Origin of the sequence: Myroides sp. N17-2, from assembly GCF_002286775.1 — a bacterium.
Lineage (GTDB): Bacteria > Bacteroidota > Bacteroidia > Flavobacteriales > Flavobacteriaceae > Flavobacterium.
Genome location: NZ_NSGJ01000004.1, coordinates 1 through 21,262 on the forward strand (window position 1 = coordinate 1; position 21,262 = coordinate 21,262).

14 protein-coding genes and 3 tRNA genes are annotated in these 21,262 nt (G+C 36.1%); 10 read left to right on the forward strand and 7 right to left on the reverse strand.

Annotation, left to right across the window (positions count from 1 at the left end; genetic code table 11):
* Positions 1-205: 205 nt before the first annotated feature.
* From CF599_RS02355 to CF599_RS02365, 3 genes are all read right to left on the reverse strand, one after another.
* Positions 206-282, reverse strand: a tRNA-Asp gene (locus tag CF599_RS02355).
* A 214-nt stretch (positions 283-496) separates the two neighbouring features.
* Positions 497-573: transfer RNA gene (locus CF599_RS02360), tRNA-Asp, on the reverse strand.
* Positions 574-722: 149 nt separating this feature from the next.
* Positions 723-796: transfer RNA gene (locus tag CF599_RS02365), tRNA-Asp, on the reverse strand.
* A 410-nt stretch (positions 797-1,206) separates the two neighbouring features.
* Here CF599_RS02365 and CF599_RS02370 point away from each other — a divergent pair.
* Entirely contained in the window at positions 1,207-2,628 is a 1,422-nt protein-coding gene (locus tag CF599_RS02370; RefSeq protein WP_121964440.1) for a DUF1399 domain-containing protein, read from the forward strand.
* A gap of 165 nt (positions 2,629-2,793) precedes the next feature.
* Here CF599_RS02370 and trxA read toward each other — a convergent pair whose 3' ends face one another.
* From trxA to CF599_RS02385, 3 genes are all read right to left on the reverse strand, one after another.
* Positions 2,794-3,111 (reverse strand): thioredoxin, encoded by a 318-nt coding sequence (gene trxA, locus CF599_RS02375; RefSeq protein ID WP_121964441.1) that lies wholly within the window; start codon positions 3,109-3,111, stop codon positions 2,794-2,796.
* Positions 3,112-3,221: 110 nt separating this feature from the next.
* Positions 3,222-7,745, reverse strand: coding sequence for a DNA polymerase III subunit alpha (gene dnaE, locus CF599_RS02380; protein WP_121964442.1), 4,524 nt, complete (start codon positions 7,743-7,745; stop codon positions 3,222-3,224).
* 287 nt (positions 7,746-8,032) lie between these two features.
* Positions 8,033-8,683 (reverse strand): hypothetical protein, encoded by a 651-nt coding sequence (locus tag CF599_RS02385; RefSeq protein ID WP_121964443.1) that lies wholly within the window; start codon positions 8,681-8,683, stop codon positions 8,033-8,035.
* 999 nt (positions 8,684-9,682) lie between these two features.
* Between CF599_RS02385 and CF599_RS02390 the strand changes: the two genes are divergently transcribed.
* The 3 genes from CF599_RS02390 to CF599_RS02400 all read left to right on the forward strand — a co-directional run bounded on the left by CF599_RS02390 (position 9,683) and on the right by CF599_RS02400 (position 11,576).
* Entirely contained in the window at positions 9,683-10,210 is a 528-nt protein-coding gene (locus CF599_RS02390) for a 30S ribosomal protein S16 (protein ID WP_121964444.1), read from the forward strand.
* 12 nt (positions 10,211-10,222) lie between these two features.
* Complete coding sequence (rimM, locus tag CF599_RS02395) at positions 10,223-10,753, forward strand: ribosome maturation factor RimM (RefSeq protein ID WP_121964445.1); 531 nt, start codon at positions 10,223-10,225, stop codon at positions 10,751-10,753.
* A 130-nt stretch (positions 10,754-10,883) separates the two neighbouring features.
* Positions 10,884-11,576 carry a DUF1003 domain-containing protein gene (locus CF599_RS02400; protein WP_121964446.1) on the forward strand — a complete coding sequence of 231 codons (693 nt, stop codon included), beginning with the start codon at positions 10,884-10,886 and terminating at the stop codon, positions 11,574-11,576.
* Between the two features lie 100 nt (positions 11,577-11,676).
* Here CF599_RS02400 and CF599_RS02405 read toward each other — a convergent pair whose 3' ends face one another.
* Positions 11,677-12,708, reverse strand: coding sequence for a GTP pyrophosphokinase family protein (locus CF599_RS02405; protein ID WP_121964447.1), 1,032 nt, complete (start codon positions 12,706-12,708; stop codon positions 11,677-11,679).
* Between the two features lie 197 nt (positions 12,709-12,905).
* Here CF599_RS02405 and CF599_RS02410 point away from each other — a divergent pair, with 197 nt between their 5' ends.
* From CF599_RS02410 to CF599_RS02435, 6 genes are all read left to right on the forward strand, one after another.
* Complete coding sequence (locus tag CF599_RS02410; protein WP_121964448.1) at positions 12,906-13,613, forward strand: tRNA1(Val) (adenine(37)-N6)-methyltransferase; 708 nt, start codon at positions 12,906-12,908, stop codon at positions 13,611-13,613.
* 447 nt (positions 13,614-14,060) lie between these two features.
* Positions 14,061-15,335: an O-acetylhomoserine aminocarboxypropyltransferase/cysteine synthase family protein gene (locus tag CF599_RS02415; protein WP_121964449.1), complete on the forward strand. Its 1,275-nt coding sequence runs from the start codon at positions 14,061-14,063 to the stop codon at positions 15,333-15,335.
* A 1-nt stretch (position 15,336) separates the two neighbouring features.
* Positions 15,337-16,476: a PLP-dependent aspartate aminotransferase family protein gene (locus tag CF599_RS02420; RefSeq protein WP_121964450.1), complete on the forward strand. Its 1,140-nt coding sequence runs from the start codon at positions 15,337-15,339 to the stop codon at positions 16,474-16,476.
* 13 nt (positions 16,477-16,489) lie between these two features.
* Positions 16,490-17,455, forward strand: coding sequence for an alpha/beta fold hydrolase (locus tag CF599_RS02425; RefSeq protein WP_121964451.1), 966 nt, complete (start codon positions 16,490-16,492; stop codon positions 17,453-17,455).
* 12 nt (positions 17,456-17,467) lie between these two features.
* Positions 17,468-19,870: a bifunctional aspartate kinase/homoserine dehydrogenase I gene (gene thrA, locus CF599_RS02430; RefSeq protein ID WP_121964452.1), complete on the forward strand. Its 2,403-nt coding sequence runs from the start codon at positions 17,468-17,470 to the stop codon at positions 19,868-19,870.
* A 157-nt stretch (positions 19,871-20,027) separates the two neighbouring features.
* The gene (locus tag CF599_RS02435) at positions 20,028-21,224 is read left to right on the forward strand and encodes a PLP-dependent aspartate aminotransferase family protein (RefSeq protein ID WP_121964453.1); all 1,197 of its coding nucleotides are present in this window, start codon (positions 20,028-20,030) and stop codon (positions 21,222-21,224) included.
* Positions 21,225-21,262: the final 38 nt, after the last annotated feature.

Below are 21,262 nucleotides of genomic sequence, written 5' to 3' on the forward strand. Positions count from 1 at the left end.
TTCAAACTTCTAACTAGAAGTAGATATCACTAAAGTATATAAAAATAAAAAAGCTCTCCTGCACTAGGAAAGCTTTTCATTGGTCTAACTACTAAACCTTTAGTGCTTGCGCACTTAACAACACAACTACTTTTAGATCCTCTAATCGATGAACTTTTAGAGGCCAAAAAAAACCTCCCAACTACATGAGAGGTTCTCTTCTTATTGGCGGTCTGGACGGGACTCGAACCCGCGACCCCATGCGTGACAGGCATGTATTCTAACCAACTGAACTACCAAACCAATAATATCTTTTCTGTATTGCGTTTATTAGTTAAAACCATCAATCTTGACAATTTTTTAAAAAAAGCTCTCCCGCACTAGGAAAGCTTTTCATTGGTCTAACTACTAAACCTTTAGTGCTTTCGCACTTAACAACACAACTACTTTCAGCCACTCTATACGAAATTTAGAGGGCAAAAAAAGCCATCCCACGTTGTGAGAGGCTTCTTTTAACTGGCGGTCTGGACGGGACTCGAACCCGCGACCCCATGCGTGACAGGCATGTATTCTAACCAACTGAACTACCAAACCAGTATTTTATTCTTAAAGCATTAATTCTTTAACGGCGACAAAGGTAACTCTTTTTTCTAAACTTCCAAACTTTTATTAAAGTTTTTTATTTTATTAAAGAGTGGATAAAAAAGCGTCTCTTTTAACGGAGACGCTACTCTCTCCTTTTGCGGTCTGGACGGGACTCGAACCCGCGACCCCATGCGTGACAGGCATGTATTCTAACCAACTGAACTACCAAACCTTCGTCATTACTGCTTTAATGCGATGCAAATATACAACCATTTTCTACAGTACCAAATCCGCACAATAAAAAAAACAATCTTTTTCTAGCCAATTCCTTTACTAAACTAAAAATCAACCATCTAAAAAGTGATTTATTTTCAATTATTTTTCCACCCTAATCACACAAGCACGCTTTTCACTCAAAAAACTCCTTGATTCCCCAAAAACCAACTCTCCCAAAAAGCCATTTCACTAGCAAAATCGGCACTTACACGTATTTTATATTGCAAAACACATCTTCAAATATTGTAAATAAGCTATAACTCCCCTTCGAATTTCATTATTGCCGGATACTTCTACATACTAACTCAACTTTTTTTATTGCATATCTCTTCTAATAATTAGATATTTAACTAAATATTGCAAACAATGAATAAAGGACTTTGGAAGAAAGTAGAGGAGTACCAATTAGATAAATGGACTGACGAATATGGTTTTATACTCCGAATAGCAAAAGAAAATAAGTGGACCAAAAACTTCACCACGCAAGCTATATTAGAATATAAGAAGTTTATGTACCTCGCTGCAACCTCTGATAAGATGGTATCGCCTTCTGATATCGTTGATATCGTTTGGCATGAACATTTAGTCTTTACTAAGTCATATAGAAAATTTTGCCTTATACTTGGCAAAACCATAGAGCATATCCCTTCAACACATAACCGTGAAGAATATGATATGTTCAAGCAAGCCAAAGAACATACTACACTAATATATAACCAAGTCTTCGGTGAACAACCTAAAGAGATATGGGAATACCAATCTATGTATGACAGTTTACACTTGCCCAAAACCAAATATAAAATGAGTACTAAACTACTTATAGGAATATTTGTAAGTCTAGCTGCCATCCCCTTGCTTCATTATCCCTTAACCCTTATATATAGTAATATTAGTAGTAGTGCATTCCTATTCGGACTAACGGTCATATTTATTGGCGTTATTGCATTCTTAAATGAATACAATAAAAGTGTACTACATGACATAATTAGAAACAGTAGCGAGAACAGCTTTATCCATAACCTTCATCCTTATGAGATGATGTACTTAAAAAACAAGAATGTAAAAGATGGTATCATCGGTACTTTTAATGAACTTATAGAACAACATAATATCAAGACAGGACCTAACTATACACTAGAGCTGATCCAAGATACCTATATAAAAAACCGAGAACAAGCTTATATCTTACGCAAGTTAAAACAATTCAAAACAAGAAAATTCACAGAGCTAATACCAAAACTTATAGGTAGACCACTCTTTACTAACCAAGTAACTACTATCCAAGGCATAAATAAATACATCAACAGGTCTGCTAAGTTTAACAAGCTCTTTATAACGAACTACGCCATCCTATTAAGCATAGTATTCTTTGCTTTTATGCGTATAATCATTGGAAGTGAACGTCATAAGCCTGTTTTATTCATCACTATATTAACCTTAGTCATCGTCATTAGCTCACTATTTTTCTTACAGAGACTAGCATCAGAAGGTATCCATAAGGCCATAACCAAATATTACACAAAGCGAGTTAAATTCTCTAAACTGAAAGAAGACAACTGGCAGTGGTCTTACTTTCTGACAGGCAATGCAGCTTTAGGAGCATCACTCACTACGATGGTGATATTAGCTAACGCTCCAATCCCACACATATCATCTAACTCAAACAATAGTAGCAATAGCTGTAGTAGTGATGGTAGTAGTTCTAATAGTAGCTGTGGAAGCTCTAACAGCAGTTCTTGCGGTAGCTCATGTGGTGGCGGAGGATGCGGAGGTTGTGGTGGAGACTAAATAATTAGGAATTATAAATCTATTCTACCTATATCCACAAAGCACTTCCACCCGCTAAAAGAATAACACATTTCCCTAATATCGAAGGCAACTATTCTTAATTGATAATTTCTAATTAAAAAGGCTCCCATTACTGAGAGCCTTCATATATATTCATTCTTGTGATTACAATAGAGCGTCTATTGCCTCAGCATAAGTTTTCTTTGGAGCTACACCTACTTGGCGTCCTACTACTTCACCATCTTTAAAGATTAATACAGTTGGGATATTTCTTACACCGTATTTAGCAGCGAATTCTTGATTTGCATCAACGTCTACTTTACCAACTACAGCTTTACCATCGTATTCTGCACTTAATTCTTCAACTACTGGCCCTAACATTTTACAAGGTCCACACCATACTGCCCAAAAGTCAACCACTACTGGTTTGTCTGATTTTAATACTACTTCCTCGAAAGTAGCATCTGTTATTTCTAATGCCATTATTCTTTGCTTTTATATTATATCAACAAACTTAGTAAATTTATTATACTTAATGATATAGTACTAATTATTTTTATCTATAAAACCATTACCAAAAAGTATCATATCTATTAGTTTAATTTAAAATCAACCTGCAATCCTTCTAATTCTTCTAATAACTCCGCGGTAATATTCACTCTACTACTACGACTAGACATCTCTAATCTATTGACAACCTTAAATTCAGGTACATCAACAGCTACCTCTGCTTCTTCATCGAAACTATCTACCGCATTCTCATCATCATCAGAATCATTCATTCTTATCACAGGCGCAATCAATGTAGGCTCTTTTTGTATACGTTCTATCTCTAATATCTCAAAGTTAACAAAGCTATCTCCCTGATATCTATTAAATGCATCTTTAATCAACTCTACACGTCTAGAAGCAATATCCCTCACATTCATAATTACAGTTAACTTCTTCGCAAAACTAGGAATAACCTCGTGTAGTAACTTCATTTCCATAAACTGTATACGCGGCTCTGTCTTCTCGCCTGTCTCTTTCTTTATCCACCCTTCTTTGACCAAGATCTTAATGAATACAAATGTATTATTTAACAAGAAATGCCTAAATTTCAGAAACTCTTCATTAAACATTCTAAACTCAAAACTCTCATCATAGCCTTCGACAGTAAACATCGCCCAATCCTTTCCTTTAGCAGATGTACGGAATTGCACATCGCTAATCATCCCTCCGAACATAACATTACGCCCTGTAAATGGAGCTAAGTTCACTAACTCTTCTACTCTTACATTACAGAAGTACTTCATCTCAAATCTAAAGTCATCTAGTGGATGTCCTGAAATATAGATCCCTACCACTTCTTTTTCTTTCGCCAACTTTTCCATTGTACTCCATTCCTCACAGATTGGTAATAATGGTTCGGCTATCTGCACCTCACTACTCTCTCCGAACAGACTAAACTGAGAAGAATTATCATTTTCCTGAGACTTTGCCCCAAAGCGAATAGCCTTCTCTAAAAACACTATATTATCACTCGGATCCATATGGAAATATTGAGCTCTATGTGTATTTTTAAAGCAATCAAATCCTCCAGCTAATGCTAAGTTTTCAAATGCTTTCTTATTCGCTGACCTCAAATCTATGCGTTTAGACAAATCAAATACAGAAGTATATAATCCATCTTTTCTATTCTCTACGATAGTATTTACAGCACCTTGCCCCACGCCCTTAATAGCTCCCATCCCGAAGCGCAAATCATAGTTGTCATTTACTGTAAACTTATAGAATGACTCATTCACATCTGGCCCTAATACCTGTAACCCCATTCGCTTACACTCTTCCATAAAGAAAGTCACAGACTTAATATCATTCATATTATTAGACAGTACTGCCGCCATATATTCTGCTGGATAATGCGCTTTAAGATAAGCTGTCTGATAGGCTATCCATGCATAACATGTAGAGTGAGACTTGTTAAAAGCATAAGAAGCAAATGCCTCCCAGTCTTTCCATATCTTCTCTAACATCGGTTCTGCATGACCTTTCGCCGAAGCTTGCGCTACGAACTGTGGTTTCATCTTATCTAGTACTTCTTTTTGCTTCTTACCCATCGCTTTACGCAATACATCGGCCTCACCTTTAGTAAATCCAGCCAACTTCTGTGACAGAAGCATTACCTGCTCTTGATATACTGTAATCCCGTATGTTTCTTTTAAATACTCCTCACAAGCATCTAAGTCATAGACGATAGGTTCCTCACCGTTCTTACGGCGAATAAACGATGGAATGTACTCTAAAGGCCCTGGACGATATAAGGCATTCATTGCAATCAAATCGGCAAACACAGTAGGTTTTAGCTCTCGCATATATTTCTGCATACCTGCAGATTCATACTGAAACACCCCTATAGTCTCTCCTCTCTGGAACAATTCATAAGTCTTCACATCATCAATAGGTATCTTGTCAGGATCTATTTCAATTCCTGTACGATACTTAACTAATTTGATAGTATCTTTAATCAGAGTCAATGTTTTCAACCCTAAAAAGTCCATCTTTAGCAGTCCTGCACTTTCCGCTACTGAGTTATCAAACTGAGTAACATACAAGTCAGAATCTTTAGCTAACGTCACAGGTACGAACTTCGTAATATCATCTGGAGTAATAATTACCCCACAGGCATGTATCCCTGTATTACGCATCGAACCTTCTAATATTTTCGCTTGCTGTATGGTCTCTGCTGCTAGCGAACCATCCTGAGCTAGAGCAATTAATTCTTTTACTTTATCAAACTCCTCTGAACGCAACACCGCTTTCACAGCATTCTCATCTTCTGTTAAGAACCTATTTAAGTTCCACTTAGAAGGCATCATACCAGGGATAAGCTTAGCTATTCTGTCTGCTTCAAACAATGGTAAATCTAGCACCCTAGCTGTATCTCGAATAGCAGACTTAGTCGCCATCTTACCATAAGTAATGATTTGCGCTACTTGGCTAGATCCATACTTATTGATTACATAATCCATTACTCGTCCTCGCCCCTCATCATCAAAGTCAATATCAATATCGGGCATCGATACACGGTCAGGATTAAGGAAACGCTCAAAAAGAAGGTCATACTCAATAGGGTCAAGGTTAGTGATCCACAAACAATAAGCTACTGCTGATCCCGCTGCTGATCCACGACCTGGTCCTACAGACACACCCATATCTCTAGCTGCGGCAATAAAATCTTGTACAATCAAGAAGTAACCAGGATATCCCGTTTTCTCGATAGTTGCCAACTCAAAATCTAAACGCTCACGGATCTCATCTGTTATCACTGGATATCTCTTCTCTGCACCTATATAAGTAAGGTGTTTTAAGAAGTTATTCTCTCCTCTCTTTCCACTTCCATCACCTTCTAAATCTCGTGCATCTTGAAACTCCTCAGGTATGTCAAATTTAGGAAGTAATACATCACGGTGAAGCACGAATGGCTCTACCTTATCCACTATTTCCTGTATATTATAGATTGCATCTGGCAAGTCTTCGAACAGCTCCTTCATTTCATCAGAAGACTTGAAATAGTACTCCTGATTAGGAAGTCCATATCTATACCCTCGACCTCTACCGATAGGAGTTGATTGTTTCTCACCCTCTTTTACACATAACAAAATGTCGTGTGCATTTGCATCTTTTTTATCTAAATAATAAGCATTATTAGTCGCTATTAATTTCACATTATGTTTACGAGCTAACTCTACTAATGCCTTGTTCACGCGATTTTCATCTTCCTGATTATGTCGCATTAACTCTACATATAGATCTTCACCGAACTGCTCTTTCCACCATACTAAGGCTTCTTCAGCTTGGCGTTCTCCTACGTTTAATATCTTCCCAGGCACTTCTCCATATAAGTTACCTGTCAACATGATAATATCTTCCTTATACTGCTCCACTACTCCCTTATCAATACGAGGTACATAGTAAAATCCATCTGTATAAGCGATAGATGCCATCTTCGCTAGGTTGTGATACCCAGCTTTATTTTTAGCAAGTAAGACTACTTGATATCCATTATCTTTTTTGGTTTTATCTGTATGGTTTTCGCAAACAAAGAACTCACACCCAACAATAGGGGTAAGTGTCTGTAATGGCTCTTCACCATTCTCAACACGCTCTTTATTCTTTGCTTCAACTCCTTTATTATGATTATTCACAGCCATAACGAAGTGGAATGCCCCCATCATATTACCGTGGTCTGTCATCGCCACAGCAGACATATCACAGTCTCCTGCTTTCTTTACTAAATTATTAATCGCTATCGTAGACTGTAAAATAGAGAACTGAGTATGCACATGCAGGTGAGCGAACTTAGCATTATCAAATAGTTCTCTAGCATGGTCAGATACTTCTACTGAAGCACCACTCTCTTGCTTAGCTAACTTCTTTCTAATCTCTTCAGAAGCTTTCTGTAAGTTAATATGTTTAAGTCCTACTAACTGAAATGGTTCCGGATTAGCCTCGCGATAACGTTTTACATAGTCTTCATCTTGTTGTAACTCCTTAGCAGAAAACGTACCATGCTTAATCAACTCTAAGAAACAACGTGTCGTCGCTTCCACATCGGCAGTAGCATTATGCGCCTCTCCGAATGGCACGCCAAATAAGAATGTATGTAACTCAGTAAGCGTAGGAAGTTTAAATCGTCCTCCTCTACCTCCAGGTAGCTTAAGCATCTCTGCTGTCACCTCTGTACAGGTGTCTAGTACCGGAAGTTGAGCCATAATACTATCCACTCCCTTACGATAAAACTCACACCCCATAATATTCAAGTCAAAACCAAGGTTCTGACCTACGATGAATTTCGTCTTAGACAGTGCAATGTTGAATTGTGCTAAAGCCACTTCTAACGCCACACCTTGCTGCTCCGCTAACTCAGTAGAAATACCGTGTATACGTTCAGCATCATAGGGAATATTATATCCTTCAGGCTTGATCAAATAATCCTGATGCTCTATCAAGTTCCCATACTCATCGTGTAACTGCCATGCGATCTGTACACATCGAGGCCAGTTATCAGTATCAGTAATAGGTGCTTGCCAACTTTTAGGAAGTCCCGTTGTTTCGGTATCAAAAATTAAATACATGCTTGATTATATGAATGTTAACCTAAATAAAGGTAGAATAGTCTAAAACACAAAGTTACAAAACTTTTGTGGTTCTGTGATTTTGTTCTTCTGTGAAGTTGTGATGTAGTGAAGTTGTTGTTGGCTTGTTGTGATATCACTGTTTTATTTTGTGAATAAAAAAAGACCACCCTTAAAGAGTAGCCTTCATATATCTTTTCCTTCAAACATAGACAGCTGTCACAGACTTGCAATCTCTGACCTAATGCCGAAGGCAAACAATTCGTAATTGATAATTCCTAATTAAATTATTTCCCTGCACTTACAGACATTCTGTAAATCATACCATCTTGGAACGATTTTACATCTGTTAAATCATTGTAATGATCTTTTTGCTTCTGACTAAGTTTATCAAAACCCTCCGGTTTCTCTTTTCTCATATTAGCATTAAAGCTAGCTGTTATTGTACCAGGTACTTGCTTTTCATCAGGAGCATAACTAAATAGCCCTGCATTGCCCACTACTTTCTCATCAGTATGTGTTTTATAGATAGCAATAAGTGTTTTGGTATTCTTATTGTCATAAACTCTATAAGTAGCAAAAGCCACTTCTTTATCATTTTCAGCAGTTGTAGCTTGCACTACATCACCGAAATCAAAACTTCTCTTTTCTTGATTTTCAAACAAAGTATAAGGAACTCTTATTGAAAACAATGTAGTATCAGTCTCAGCTTTAAGATAGAATACATTTTCATTTGCTACTTTTAGTTCACTAAATTGTGGTCTCCAAGTTTCAAACTTCATAGAATTAATCTCCTTGCCTTCATTTCCTTGTTTAGCTTTAAACAAGTCATTGTTGACCATAGCGATAATACTAGGATCACCATTCTTCGTCTCATTCTCACAAGCGATGAATCCCAACCCTAAAATCAATAAAAATACACCTATTATCTTTCTCATATTTCTTAACTATCTTCTTTAATAACAGCGAATACAAAAATATAGTATTTTACTCACACAAAAAAGCTTTATTTTAATATAATATTAACTTTTAATAATTACTGAGTAACTTAGAAGTTAATATACCCTACTTAACAGACTAAGTAGTATCCAAAAATAAGCATGTATCTACTTTATCCCTTTCTATACCTCCCAACTTAAATTCGTATCTTTGCAGCTCTACATTTTATTTCTATTTCACTAGAAATCAATGATTCTATCTCACAAGGATTAAACCTCTTTTACCCTTTTCCTATCCAAAACCACTCTATTAATAGCCTCTTTTAAAGATGTTCCTATCTCCGTTCATATAAATGTATACTGACAGCATAATAAGTCTATAGTGACTCCATTAAAAAGGCTGTTCTAATGGAGTCACTATGGACTCATTATGGACTCACTATGGACTCACCCAAGCCAAAATAGCATAAAAATGCCTAAATTACCCTTATTAATGTATGCTTTGATTACTTTAAAAATTGACCTTGAAGATTGGTCTAAAAAAATTACTAAATATTGATATTCAATGCTTTACAAATATACAAAATAAAAACAAATTATTTTCACTACACCTTTATATTTTGATACCAAATAAACAACCTCTTAGTGAAATTGTTGACTTTAAACATATAAAAAATTAATAATCAGTCATATAAACAGATCAAACAATAACTTAAAATAACTTCATTCAATAGATCTAATATACTCAAATTTTGAAGATAAAAAACAGTACAGTTTTACAGTTACACAACTAACGAAAACCAATACTCAAGATAGTAGTCTAAGTACTATCTACAGAAAAAACCAACATAGCAAAAGTGACATTCACAGAAAACAACACATAATCAACACAATAGAAGTTTAAAAAAGTTATTTTTATCTCTCATTACATCAAAATAAATATTACCTTTGCCGGAATTATAAAACCGAGGTCGGGTACCTCAACTAATTAAATTAATTATGTCTGTAAAAATTAGATTACAAAGACACGGTAAAAAAGGGAAACCTTTTTACTGGGTAGTAGCTGCTGATGCACGTGCAACAAGAGATGGTAAATTCTTAGAGAAAATCGGAACTTACAATCCTAATACTAACCCTGCAACTGTAGAATTAAATGTTGATTCTGCTGTTAAATGGTTATTCAACGGTGCTCAACCTACAGATACTGCTAGAACATTACTTTCTTACAAAGGAGCAATGTTAAAACACCACTTACAAGGTGGAGTTAACAAAGGAGCTTTAACTCAAGAGCAAGCTGACGCGAAATTCGCTGCTTGGTTAGAAGAAAAAGCTAACAAAATCAACGCTAAGAAAGATGGTTTATCATCTAACAAAGCTGCTGACAAAGCTGCTAGATTAGCTGCTGAGAAAGAAGTAAACGCTAAACGTGCTGCTGCTGCTCAAGCTAAAGCTGCTGCTGCTGTTGCTCCTGCAGAAGAAACTGCTGAAGTAGCTGCTGAAGAAAGCAACGAAGAAACTCAAGCATAATTTACTAGCGAGATGCGTAAAAAGGATTGTTTCTATTTAGGCAAAATCGCAAAGAAATTTAGCTTTAAAGGGGAGGTACTTATTTATTTAGATACTGATGAACCTGAGTTATACGAAAACTTGGAATCAGTGTTCGTCGACTTCGACGGACAACTGGTTCCTTTTTTTATGTCACAAGCTTCATTACATAAAAGCGATTTTCTAAGAGTTAAATTCGAAGAATCTAACTCAGAAGAAGATGCTGACCGTTTAGTCGGATCAGAGATTTACCTACCTTTAACGATGCTTCCTAAATTAGAAGGAAACAAATTCTACTACCACGAGATCACTGACTTCGATGTAATAGATACGAATGAAGGAAATATAGGTACACTAAAAAGAGTAAATGATAGTAACTACCAACCGATATTCGAAATAGACTTTAACGGAACTGAAATATTAGTACCGATGATCGATGAGCTTATACATAAAGTGGATCGTGAAAATAAAAAGCTATATCTACACGTACCCGTTGGACTATTAGATATCTACTTAAAGAGATAATATCTATCTTAATATACAAAACCTCGAATCTGTTGATTCGAGGTTTTTTGTTATAACAACTTCTTAAACTGTATATTGTTAATTCAAATAGTATTTCTACATTTAATACTACCTTAAACACCATACTATTATGATGATTAGCTATATTACGAAAAACGACATCACTCCAGGTGAAGAGATTAAAGGGGTTGATATTCGAAAAGGTATCTTTCTCCTAATCCAAAGAGACTACCCGAGCTTCACTAAACAAGATTTCATAACGATAGCTGAACTCAACAGGTATAGACGCCTATATCTTACTTCCTTAGTAATGCAAGAAAAAGGAGAAATGGATATATTGGACAAAGATGTGATGAATGCTATTCAGAACAACGCCATATTATCTGAGAACATACAAGATGTAATAGAGGCAAAACTTACTTTAGGGCAACGAATAGCTGACAGAGTAGCTACCTTCGGTGGTAGTTGGACCTTTATCATTACTTTTTTTTCGTTTCTAATCATATGGATGGCAATAAACATTTGGGTATTCACTGCGAAGCCTTTTGACCCGTATCCCTTTATTTTATTAAATTTAATACTTTCTTGTTTGGCTGCTATACAAGCTCCAATCATTATGATGAGTCAAAATAGACAGGAACAAAAAGATAGACAACGCAATGAACATGATTATAAAATCAACCTTAAAGCTGAATTAGAGATTAAGCTATTAAGCGAAAAGATAGATCACTTATTAGTACACCAAAACAAAAAACTACTAGAAATACAGGAAGTGCAAATAGATTACCTTGAAGACTTATTAAAAGAGGTTAAGAAGAAATAGAATTATTTTATTAACTCTATTTCATATCTCTATATTTGTACTTTAAAGAAGTAGTATAAGATGTAGAGCATATAATACTTTACTAAATGAAGATTCTTGACTATAGCATTCCATTATTACTCAGAACTCTTAACTCTTCTAAATTAGATTTTTCAATACCAAAATGCTTATAAAAGGCACTTTCTACATCATATGCGTACATGCTTTCAAAAAAGACCCAATCATTCATATACGACTTTTTAAAATACTTTTCACTATCATTAATAATCATAATATCTCTAAGAACCCCAATAGAAGTAACCTCTCTACCATACTTTTCATAAGCTTCAAATAAATCATTAGGAATAATATCTTCTATTTGATTTAAAGTCTCCAAACCGTAGTTTCTTAATTCAGATATAATTTCAGGTATTTGCTTAATATTATCAATATAATCTATTACTAAACTATCCTTAAAAAGCTTATCAATATAGCTTTGTAAAGAAGTAGAATCTATCGAAATATTTAAATTCCCTTTAGCAGTTTCCTCTTCTACCTCTTTTGAATAATTATCAATTTCATTAGATATTGTATTAAACTCATTATCTGCTAATTCTAACAAACCAGCTAATAATTTCAATCTACGTTGTAGATCATCCTTCAACTTACCTCCAAATTTATAATTTCTATCATGTTCTATCTCTGCCCATGAATGTTGAAGTATTGTACGTATTTGAATCTCGAACTTACAATCTCTAAACTTCTCAAATTCTGGCAACCCTAATCTATCTTCTTTAAAACTACATACATAATGCACAGATTTGTATCCCACTCTATCAATTCCAAGCTCAATACTCTTATCTGCACTATTCTGCTCATCAATTTCAAAATGCTGCTCTATAAGATTTCTTACAAGAGGAATAGTATCTTGGACATAGGTAATAATTCTAATTCCAGACAAATCAGTTAGTTGAGATTGTTCTTTGTATTTTTTTACATCTAATTTCTTATTAAAACTTTCTAATGATTTCGTTCTTGAAGCAACTTGATGATATTCAATATTCTCATTAGTAAAAATATCAGAGATAATCTCTTCTATCCTTTTACTAAACATTTCGTATAGAGGGCGATTCTTTTCAAACCAATCTTTCATATTCTCTTTTCTTTCAAATATAAAGACAATATACTATTTTAACTCTTTAAAAATCTTAAATCTACTATTGTATCTAAAATCAACTACTTCCTATGAATATAGGATTTACAAAATAGGTAAGCAGCAATGTTCAGTTTCTGAACACTTTTAAACAAAGAGTTATTAAATAATGTACTTTTGTGAAAAGAATAAACAAGATGTTTGAGTTTAAACAGTTCACAATACAGCAAGATAAATGCGCGATGAAGGTAGGTACAGATGGAGTGCTATTAGGCGCTTGGACACCTGTAGATCACAATCCTTATAGTGTATTAGACATTGGGTCAGGTACAGGCCTATTAGCCCTTATGATGGCACAGCGTACAGGTGCTGAACAAATAGATGGAGTAGAAATAGATGAGAGTGCGCATGAACAAGCTATTGATAACTTTGAGAACAGCCCATGGGGAGATAGACTATTCTGCTACCATGCTGACTTAGAGACTTTCGCTAATGAGATGGAAGAAGAGTATGACTTGATTATCTCTAATCCTCCATTCTATAGTGAAGACTATCAAACAAATGATAAACAGAGAGACACTGCACGCTTTCAGGATGCGATGCCTTTTGACTTATTAGTTGAAGCTGTAGAATACTTTTTGTCTGAGAAAGGGGTATTTAGTGTAATCATTCCCGCTAAGGAAGAAGACACTATGATCCGTTTAGCAGCGGAGTTTGGTATCTATCCATTTAAGGTAACTCGCGTTCGAGGGAACGAACAAGCCGAAATCAAGCGTAGCTTAATTGCTTTTTCACGTCAATTAGTAGATAAAATACCGTTAGACGAGCTAATTATCGAAGTAGAGAGACATCAGTACACCCCAGCATTTGAGGCACTTGTAAAGGATTTTTACTTGAAATTATAAAAAAAGTTATTTTTATTTTGTTTATTCCAAAATAAATTAGTGATATTTGTAACAACAAAAACAAAGAAGAAATAATGAATACAGTTTATACAATGATGATGACAATGATGATGTGGAGAAATCCGCAGGGCTTGTTATTTGCATAAACTTAAATTCAAAATAACATATATAAAGCCCTTGCAGTAGCGAGGGCTTTTTTTTTACACCAATTTCAACAGTATATAATTAGAATAAAAACAATACCATGATTTACAATACTAACACAATGATGATGGCAATGATGATGATGAACATGATGATGTTCACACCGCCCTATTGCCTAAAGTCAACGAGTTAGTCATAATCTAAAAACAAGATTAGAATACTTGAAGTCCTTTCGGCAGTGCCGAAGGGACTTTTTTTATGCCCACAAATTAGTAACTAAAACATTTAAAAACATAATCAACCATGAGCAATTTAAACTTTTCAACACAAGCATTACACGCAGGACACAATGTACAAGCAACAGCAGGAACAAGAGCAGTGCCTATCTATCAGACTTCATCATATGTATTCGAAAATGCGGATCATGCAGCAGGTGCATTTAACCTATCTATCCCTGCATATATCTATACAAGATTAAACAATCCTACTAACGATATCTTAGAACAACGCTTAGCAGCACTTGAGGGAGGTATCGGAGCAGTAGTAACAGCTTCAGGAGCATCAGCTATCTCTACAGCGTTCTTAACATTACTAAAAGCAGGTGACCATATATTATCATCTAATAGCTTATACGGTGGAACGTATAACTTGTTTAATGTGTCGCTACCTCGTTTTGGTATCAACACTACATTCGTTGATCCCTCTAACATAGACAACTTCAGAAACAATATTCAAGACAATACAAAAGCAATATTCGTAGAGAGTTTAGGTAATCCGAAGTTAGACATCATTAACCTTAAAGCAGTTGCAAAGATCGCTAAGGAGTTTAACATACCGTTTATCGTAGATAACACAGTAGCTTCTCCTGCTCTACTTAATCCAATACAACACGGTGCTAATATCGTCATTCACTCACTTACGAAATACATCACAGGGAATGGTACTTCATTAGGAGGAGCAATAATTGATGCTGGAACATTCGATTGGTCAAGTGGTAAGTTCCCTGAGTTTACAGAGCCATCACCAGGATACCACGGTCTTGTTTATCACGAAGCTTTAGGTAATGCAGCATTCATAGCTAAGGTAAGAGTAGAAGGATTAAGAGATTTAGGCGCAGCACTTAGCCCACTTAATGCTTTCCAAATCATTCAAGGATTAGAAACATTGCCTATCAGAATCCAAAAACACAGTGAGAACGCACTTGCATTAGCAGAGTGGTTAGAGAAGCAAGACACTGTAGCATGGGTTAACTATCCAGGTCTGAAGTCAAGTGCTTACTACGATTTAGCAAAAGAGTACTTACCTAAAGGACAAAGTGGGGTAGTTACATTCGGATTGAAGAAAGGATTTGAAGCAGCGAAGACAGTTGCTAACGACACCAAGCTTTTCTCTTTAGTTGCAAACATCGGAGATACCAAGTCATTAATCATCCACCCTGCTTCTACTACACATCAACAATTAAGCGTAGCAGAACAAAAAGCAACAGGAGTAGCGCCTGACTTAATCAGATTATCAGTAGGAATAGAAAACATCGAGGACTTAAAAGCAGATTTAGCTAACGTATTTAAAACATTATAAAATGAGTACCCAAACAGATATACTAAAACACATTCCGATAGACCCACATACAGGAGCTATAGCAGTGCCAATCTATCAGACCTCAACATTCGGTCAAGAAGCACCAGGTGTCAATAAGGGATTTGATTACGGTCGTACTAATAACCCTACACGTCAAGTACTTGAAGACTTGATCGCTTCTTTAGAGAATGGAGCAAAGGGATTTGCTTTTGGAAGTGGACTTGCAGCGATAGATGCTGTGTTTAAAACTTTAAGTCAAGGAGATGAAGTCATTGCAGTCGCTAATATTTACGGTGGGACATACAGACTGTTGAATGAGGTATATGCGAAGTTTGGGATCAAGACACATTATGTAGATACAACAGTGGTAGAGAATATAGAAAAGGCAATCAACAGTAAAACCAAGTTGATTTGGATAGAAAGCCCTACTAACCCTACCCTACGAATATCAGATATTCAAGCCATCGCTACTATTGCTAAGAAACACAAGGTTTGGCTATGCGTTGATAATACTTTCGCTACCCCAATAGCACAGAAGCCATTAGACTTAGGAGCAGACCTTGTCGTACACAGTGCCACTAAATATATCGCAGGGCATTCAGACGTAGTAGCAGGCTTAGTTATTACTAAGACAGAAGAGATTGGTAAGATTATTAAGTTTCATCAGAACTCCACAGGTGCAATCCTTAGTCCTTTTGATAGCTTTCTTACCATAAGAGGAATTGAAACTCTGCTGTTAAGATATAAGGGATATTCAGAGAATGCCTTACAGATAGCAGAATACCTCAGCACACATCCTAAGATAGACAAGATATATTATCCAGGATTAAAAAGTCACGAAGGACACGAGTTGGCTAAGAAGCAACAGAAATACTATGGAGGAGTCATCAGTTTTGACTTAAAAGACAATACTAAAGTAGCTGCCTTAAAGTTCATTCAAGGATTAGAACTATTCACACTGACAGAGGGATTAGGAGGAATAAAGAGTTTAAGCAACTACCCTTTTGAGATGTCACATGGATCAGTTCCCAAAGAAACAAAAATACAAGCAGGTATATCAGAAAGCTTAATACGCTTATCTATCGGCTTAGAAGAAACAGAAGATTTAATAGAAGATATCAAACAAGCATTAGCACTATAAACAATAGAATACCATGAGTCGCTTACAAGAAATAACCATCACTAACCACACGCTACCTAACGGCAGTACACATACCTTTCACTTCACTTATCAGGTGGTGGGACAACCCTTACACAGTGCTCCAATTGTGTTGGTGAATCACGCCTTGACAGGAAATAGTCAAGTGGCAGGAGACAATGGATGGTGGAATAGCTTAGTGGGATATGATAAAGTAATCGACCTTAACAAATACACTGTTATCGCTTTTGACATTCCAGGAAATGGATACAACGAAGAAGAGACTCACCTCATCCAAGACTACAAAGCTATAACCACTAAAGTTATCGCAGAAGTGTTTTGGAAAGCGTTAGACAGACTACACGTTAGTCACTTATACGCTGTCATTGGGGGAAGCTTAGGAGGAAGTATCGCTTGGGAGTTAGCTTTCTTAAGACCAACAGCTGTAGATCATCTAATCCCTATAGCTACAAGTTGTAAAGCATCAGATTGGTTAATAGGAAATGCCTTAGTACAAGATAGCATTCTAAATAATTCGACTCGACCTATAGAAGATGCTCGTATGCACGCTATGCTACTCTATCGCACTCCTGCATCGCTCCAGCAGAAGTTCTCAAATGGTTTTAAAGAAAGTGAAAACCAATACGCTATAGAGAGTTGGCTAAAGTACCATGGGCAGAGTTTAGAAGATCGCTTTAAACTATCCGCTTATAAGTTGATGAATCACCTTCTGAAAACAATAGGTCAAGAACAAACACAAGATAGTTTAAAGGCTTTTGCTCAACAAACAAGTGCACAAATACACTGTATAGCAGTAGATACAGATTATATGTTCACAAACAAAGAACAAGAGCACACAGTAGCTTTATTAAAAGACTGTTGCAAACACATTACATACCAAGAGATTCAATCAATACACGGCCACGATGCCTTTTTAATTGAATACGAACAATTAAACCATTTATTAAAACCATTATTCTAAAATCAGCACATCATGAAAGTATTAAAGTTTGGAGGAAAATCTCTTGCATCAGGACAAGCTTTTGAAAACGTTATAAACATTGTCAAAAATAAAATAAGTGAAGGACCTATCACTATCGTTGTTTCTGCAATAGGAGATACAACAGATACCCTTGAAAATATATTAGACTTAGCAAAGACTAAACAAGATTACGCAACTGCTTTTGAGGCATTCAAAAACAGAACATACCACAACGAAGCAGATATACAGACTGAAATAGAAGTATTGAGCAAATTATATGAGGGAGTTTCATTAATCGAAGACTATGGAGTGAAAATTAAAGACCAAGTATTAGCACAGGGGGAATTAATATCAAGTAAAATATTAGCAGCTCAGTTAAATGCAAAAGGTATTAAAGCAACTCCTGTAGATAGCCGTCAATTCTTTATCACGGATAATAACTTCGGTAGCGCACAAGCGATAGATGAAGTATCAAAACAAAAAACTAAAGCTTACTTTGACAACTTAGACAAAGGAACGATAGCTGTAGTGACAGGTTTTATTGGGGCAACTGATAAAGGAGACACTACTACACTCGGACGCAATGGTAGCAACTACTCAGCGGCTTTATTAGCGAACTTCATTCAAGCGGATGAATTGCAAAACTATACACACGTTGATGGTATTTATACTGCTAACCCTGATTGGGTAAAGAACGCACAGAAGATAGAAGAACTTCACTTTGACGAAGCTAATGAGTTAGCAAACTTCGGAGCATCTATCTTACATGCTAAAACGATATTGCCTTTAGTAGAAAATAATATTCCGCTTCGAATCTTAAACACACTAAACCCTGAAAACAAAGGAACATTGATCTCTAATAAAGCAACAGCAAAGGGAATCAAGTCACTTTCTGTTCAGTCTAATGTTGCCTTAATACAGTTCGAAGGACGTGGATTATTAGGTATCGTTGGTGTTGATGCCCGTGTATTCACAGCTTTAGCTAACGAAGGAATTAGCATAGGGGTTATCTCTCAAGGTTCTTCAGAACGTGGTTTAGGATTTATAGTTGAAGACAAAGATGCCGACAAAGCAGCTGATGCTTTAAATAGAGAATTCTCTAATGACTTCTATACACGTGATGTGAACAGTATCACTATTATCAGGGACTTAGCTGTTATCTCTATCATTGGGCAGAACTTAAGCACTTTTGATAAACCTTATGCTGCATTGGTAAAGAATAAGATTGTTCCTATCCTATTCAACAATACAGTAACAGGTAAAAACGTAAGCTTAGTAGTTCGAAAAGAAGAAGCTAAAAAAGCACTAAACGTTATACATGGGCAAATATTCGGTATTGCTAAAAAGATAAACATTGCTGTATTTGGACATGGTTTAGTTGGCGGAACATTGATAGACCAAATCTTACACTCTGCTCAATCAATCGAAGACAAGAAGAACATATCACTGAACATCTTCGCTATCGGAAACTCTAAGAAAGTATTACTTAACGATGGCGGTATCAACTGCAATTGGAGAGATGACTTAAAAGAGAAGAGTGTAGCATATACTATACAAGAAGTAATAGACTATGCAAATGCAAATCACTTAGAGAACCTAATCGCTATCGACAATACTGCTTCAGGAGAATTCATCAAGAACTATATCCCATTAGTAGAGAACGGATTTGACTTAATCTCTTCTAACAAGATAGCGAATACCATATCATATAGCTTCTACAATGAACTTCGTCAGACGTTAAAAGCGAATCACAAAGAATATTTATACGAAACGAACGTAGGAGCAGGTTTACCATTGATTGATACGATTAAACTGTTGCACTTATCAGGAGAGAATATCACGAAGATCAAAGGAGTATTCTCAGGAAGCTTAAGCTATATCTTCAACAACTACTCTGTTCAAGATAGACCGTTTAATGAAGTACTAAAAGAAGCGATAGAGAAAGGATATACAGAACCTGATCCACGTGAAGACTTATCAGGTAATGACGTAGGACGTAAGTTATTAATCCTTGCACGTGAGTTAGACTTGCAAAATGAGTTCGAAGAAATCAATATACAGAACCTTATCCCTACAGAATTACAAACAGTAGATACACCAACGTTCTTAAACAGTTTAGAGAAGTTAAACCCTTACTTCGACAAGATAAAACAAGGCTTAGCTCCTGACACTGTACTTCGCTATGTAGGGGAACTATCAGGCGACTTACAAAAGGACAAAGGTGTATTAGAAACCAAACTAATCGAAGTACCTACTAGCTCTGCCTTAGGACAGCTAAAAGGCTCAGACAGTATATTCGAAATATACACAGAAAGCTACGGAGACAACCCTATCATTATTCAAGGAGCAGGAGCAGGAGCCTCAGTTACAGCACGTGGAGTGTTTGGAGATATACTAAGATTAGCTGATAAATAATAAAAATGGTTAACAGTGAACAGCTTACAGTTAACGGACTAACCAACGTAACTGTAAAAGTGATACAAAATATTGTGTCAAACACACTGTTAACTGTAAACCGCTGTCGCGGATTTGCAATCCGTGACGAGATTAAATTATAAAAACCAAAAACAAGATGAGTACAACTAACAATGAAGAAGGCTGTTGTTTTGAGACACAAGCCATAAGAACACAGACAGAGCGCTCCCAATACAATGAGCACTCTACACCACTATACCTAACTTCAAGCTTTGTCTTTGACGACGCTGAGAATATGCGTGCCGTATTTGCGGAAGAAGTAGATCAATATTCTTACTCTCGCTTTACTAATCCTAATCAGACAGAACTTGTAGAGAAGATAAGACTATTCGAACATGCAGAAGCAGGATATGCATTTGCAACAGGTATGGCAGCTGTGTACTGTAGCTTGTTTCCTTTACTAAAAGCAGGCGACCACATTGTTTCTTGTTCTAACATCTTTGGCTCTACGAGAGGGTTGTTTAGTAACATGTTTCCTGAATGGGGTGTTGATACGAGTTACTTTGATCTAAACCAAGTTTACGATATAGAGCAATTAATACAGCCTAATACGAAGATATTATTTGCTGAGAGTCCGACTAATCCAGGGGTTGATATATTAGACTTAGCCTACTTAGGGGAAATTGCAAAGAAACACAACCTTATTTTTATTGTAGATAACACCTTTGCTACACCCTACCTACAGAACCCTATTCTCTTAGGAGCACATGTAGTGATTCACTCAGCAACTAAGTTAATCGATGGACAAGGTAGAGCTTGCGGAGGAGTAACAGTAGGTTATAAAGAATATCTAAATAAGATATACCTATTTGGTCGCACTATTGGATCGAGTATCTCTCCCTTTAACGCATGGGTGTTATCGAAGAGCCTTGAGACTTTGGCTGTGCGAGTAGATAGACATTGTGAGAATGCCTTGACTATAGCGGAGTATTTAGAACAACACCCTGCGATAGAGTTTACTAAATATCCTTTCTTACCAAGTCATCCACAATATGAAATAGCAAAAAAACAAATGAAACAAGGGGGTAATATAATTGCCTTTGGTATCAAGGGAGGACTTGATGCAGGTAGAACATTCTTAAATGCCTTACAGTTATGTAGTCGTTCTGCGAACCTTGGAGATAGTAGAACTATCGTTACACACCCTGCTTCAACAACACATAGTAAAGTTCCTGCAGAAGAAAAACTTGCCACAGGTATTACAGACAACCTGATTCGTCTATCTGTAGGTTTAGAGAATACAAAAGATATTATCCGTGACTTAGAACAAGCGTTATCTACTGCAAGACAATAACCTTGTTCTGAACACTTCAAAACACATTGATTAAAAGA

Coding starts and splice junctions, on each gene's coding strand:
- CF599_RS02370 (WP_121964440.1), top strand. CDS start 1,207: ATGAATAAAGGACTTTGGAAGAAAGTAGAGGAGTACCAATTAGATAAA.
- trxA (WP_121964441.1), bottom strand. CDS start 3,111: ATGGCATTAGAAATAACAGATGCTACTTTCGAGGAAGTAGTATTAAAA.
- dnaE (WP_121964442.1), bottom strand. CDS start 7,745: ATGTATTTAATTTTTGATACCGAAACAACGGGACTTCCTAAAAGTTGG.
- CF599_RS02385 (WP_121964443.1), bottom strand. CDS start 8,683: ATGAGAAAGATAATAGGTGTATTTTTATTGATTTTAGGGTTGGGATTC.
- CF599_RS02390 (WP_121964444.1), top strand. CDS start 9,683: ATGTCTGTAAAAATTAGATTACAAAGACACGGTAAAAAAGGGAAACCT.
- rimM (WP_121964445.1), top strand. CDS start 10,223: ATGCGTAAAAAGGATTGTTTCTATTTAGGCAAAATCGCAAAGAAATTT.
- CF599_RS02400 (WP_121964446.1), top strand. CDS start 10,884: ATGATGATTAGCTATATTACGAAAAACGACATCACTCCAGGTGAAGAG.
- CF599_RS02405 (WP_121964447.1), bottom strand. CDS start 12,708: ATGAAAGATTGGTTTGAAAAGAATCGCCCTCTATACGAAATGTTTAGT.
- CF599_RS02410 (WP_121964448.1), top strand. CDS start 12,906: ATGTTTGAGTTTAAACAGTTCACAATACAGCAAGATAAATGCGCGATG.
- CF599_RS02415 (WP_121964449.1), top strand. CDS start 14,061: ATGAGCAATTTAAACTTTTCAACACAAGCATTACACGCAGGACACAAT.
- CF599_RS02420 (WP_121964450.1), top strand. CDS start 15,337: ATGAGTACCCAAACAGATATACTAAAACACATTCCGATAGACCCACAT.
- CF599_RS02425 (WP_121964451.1), top strand. CDS start 16,490: ATGAGTCGCTTACAAGAAATAACCATCACTAACCACACGCTACCTAAC.
- thrA (WP_121964452.1), top strand. CDS start 17,468: ATGAAAGTATTAAAGTTTGGAGGAAAATCTCTTGCATCAGGACAAGCT.
- CF599_RS02435 (WP_121964453.1), top strand. CDS start 20,028: ATGAGTACAACTAACAATGAAGAAGGCTGTTGTTTTGAGACACAAGCC.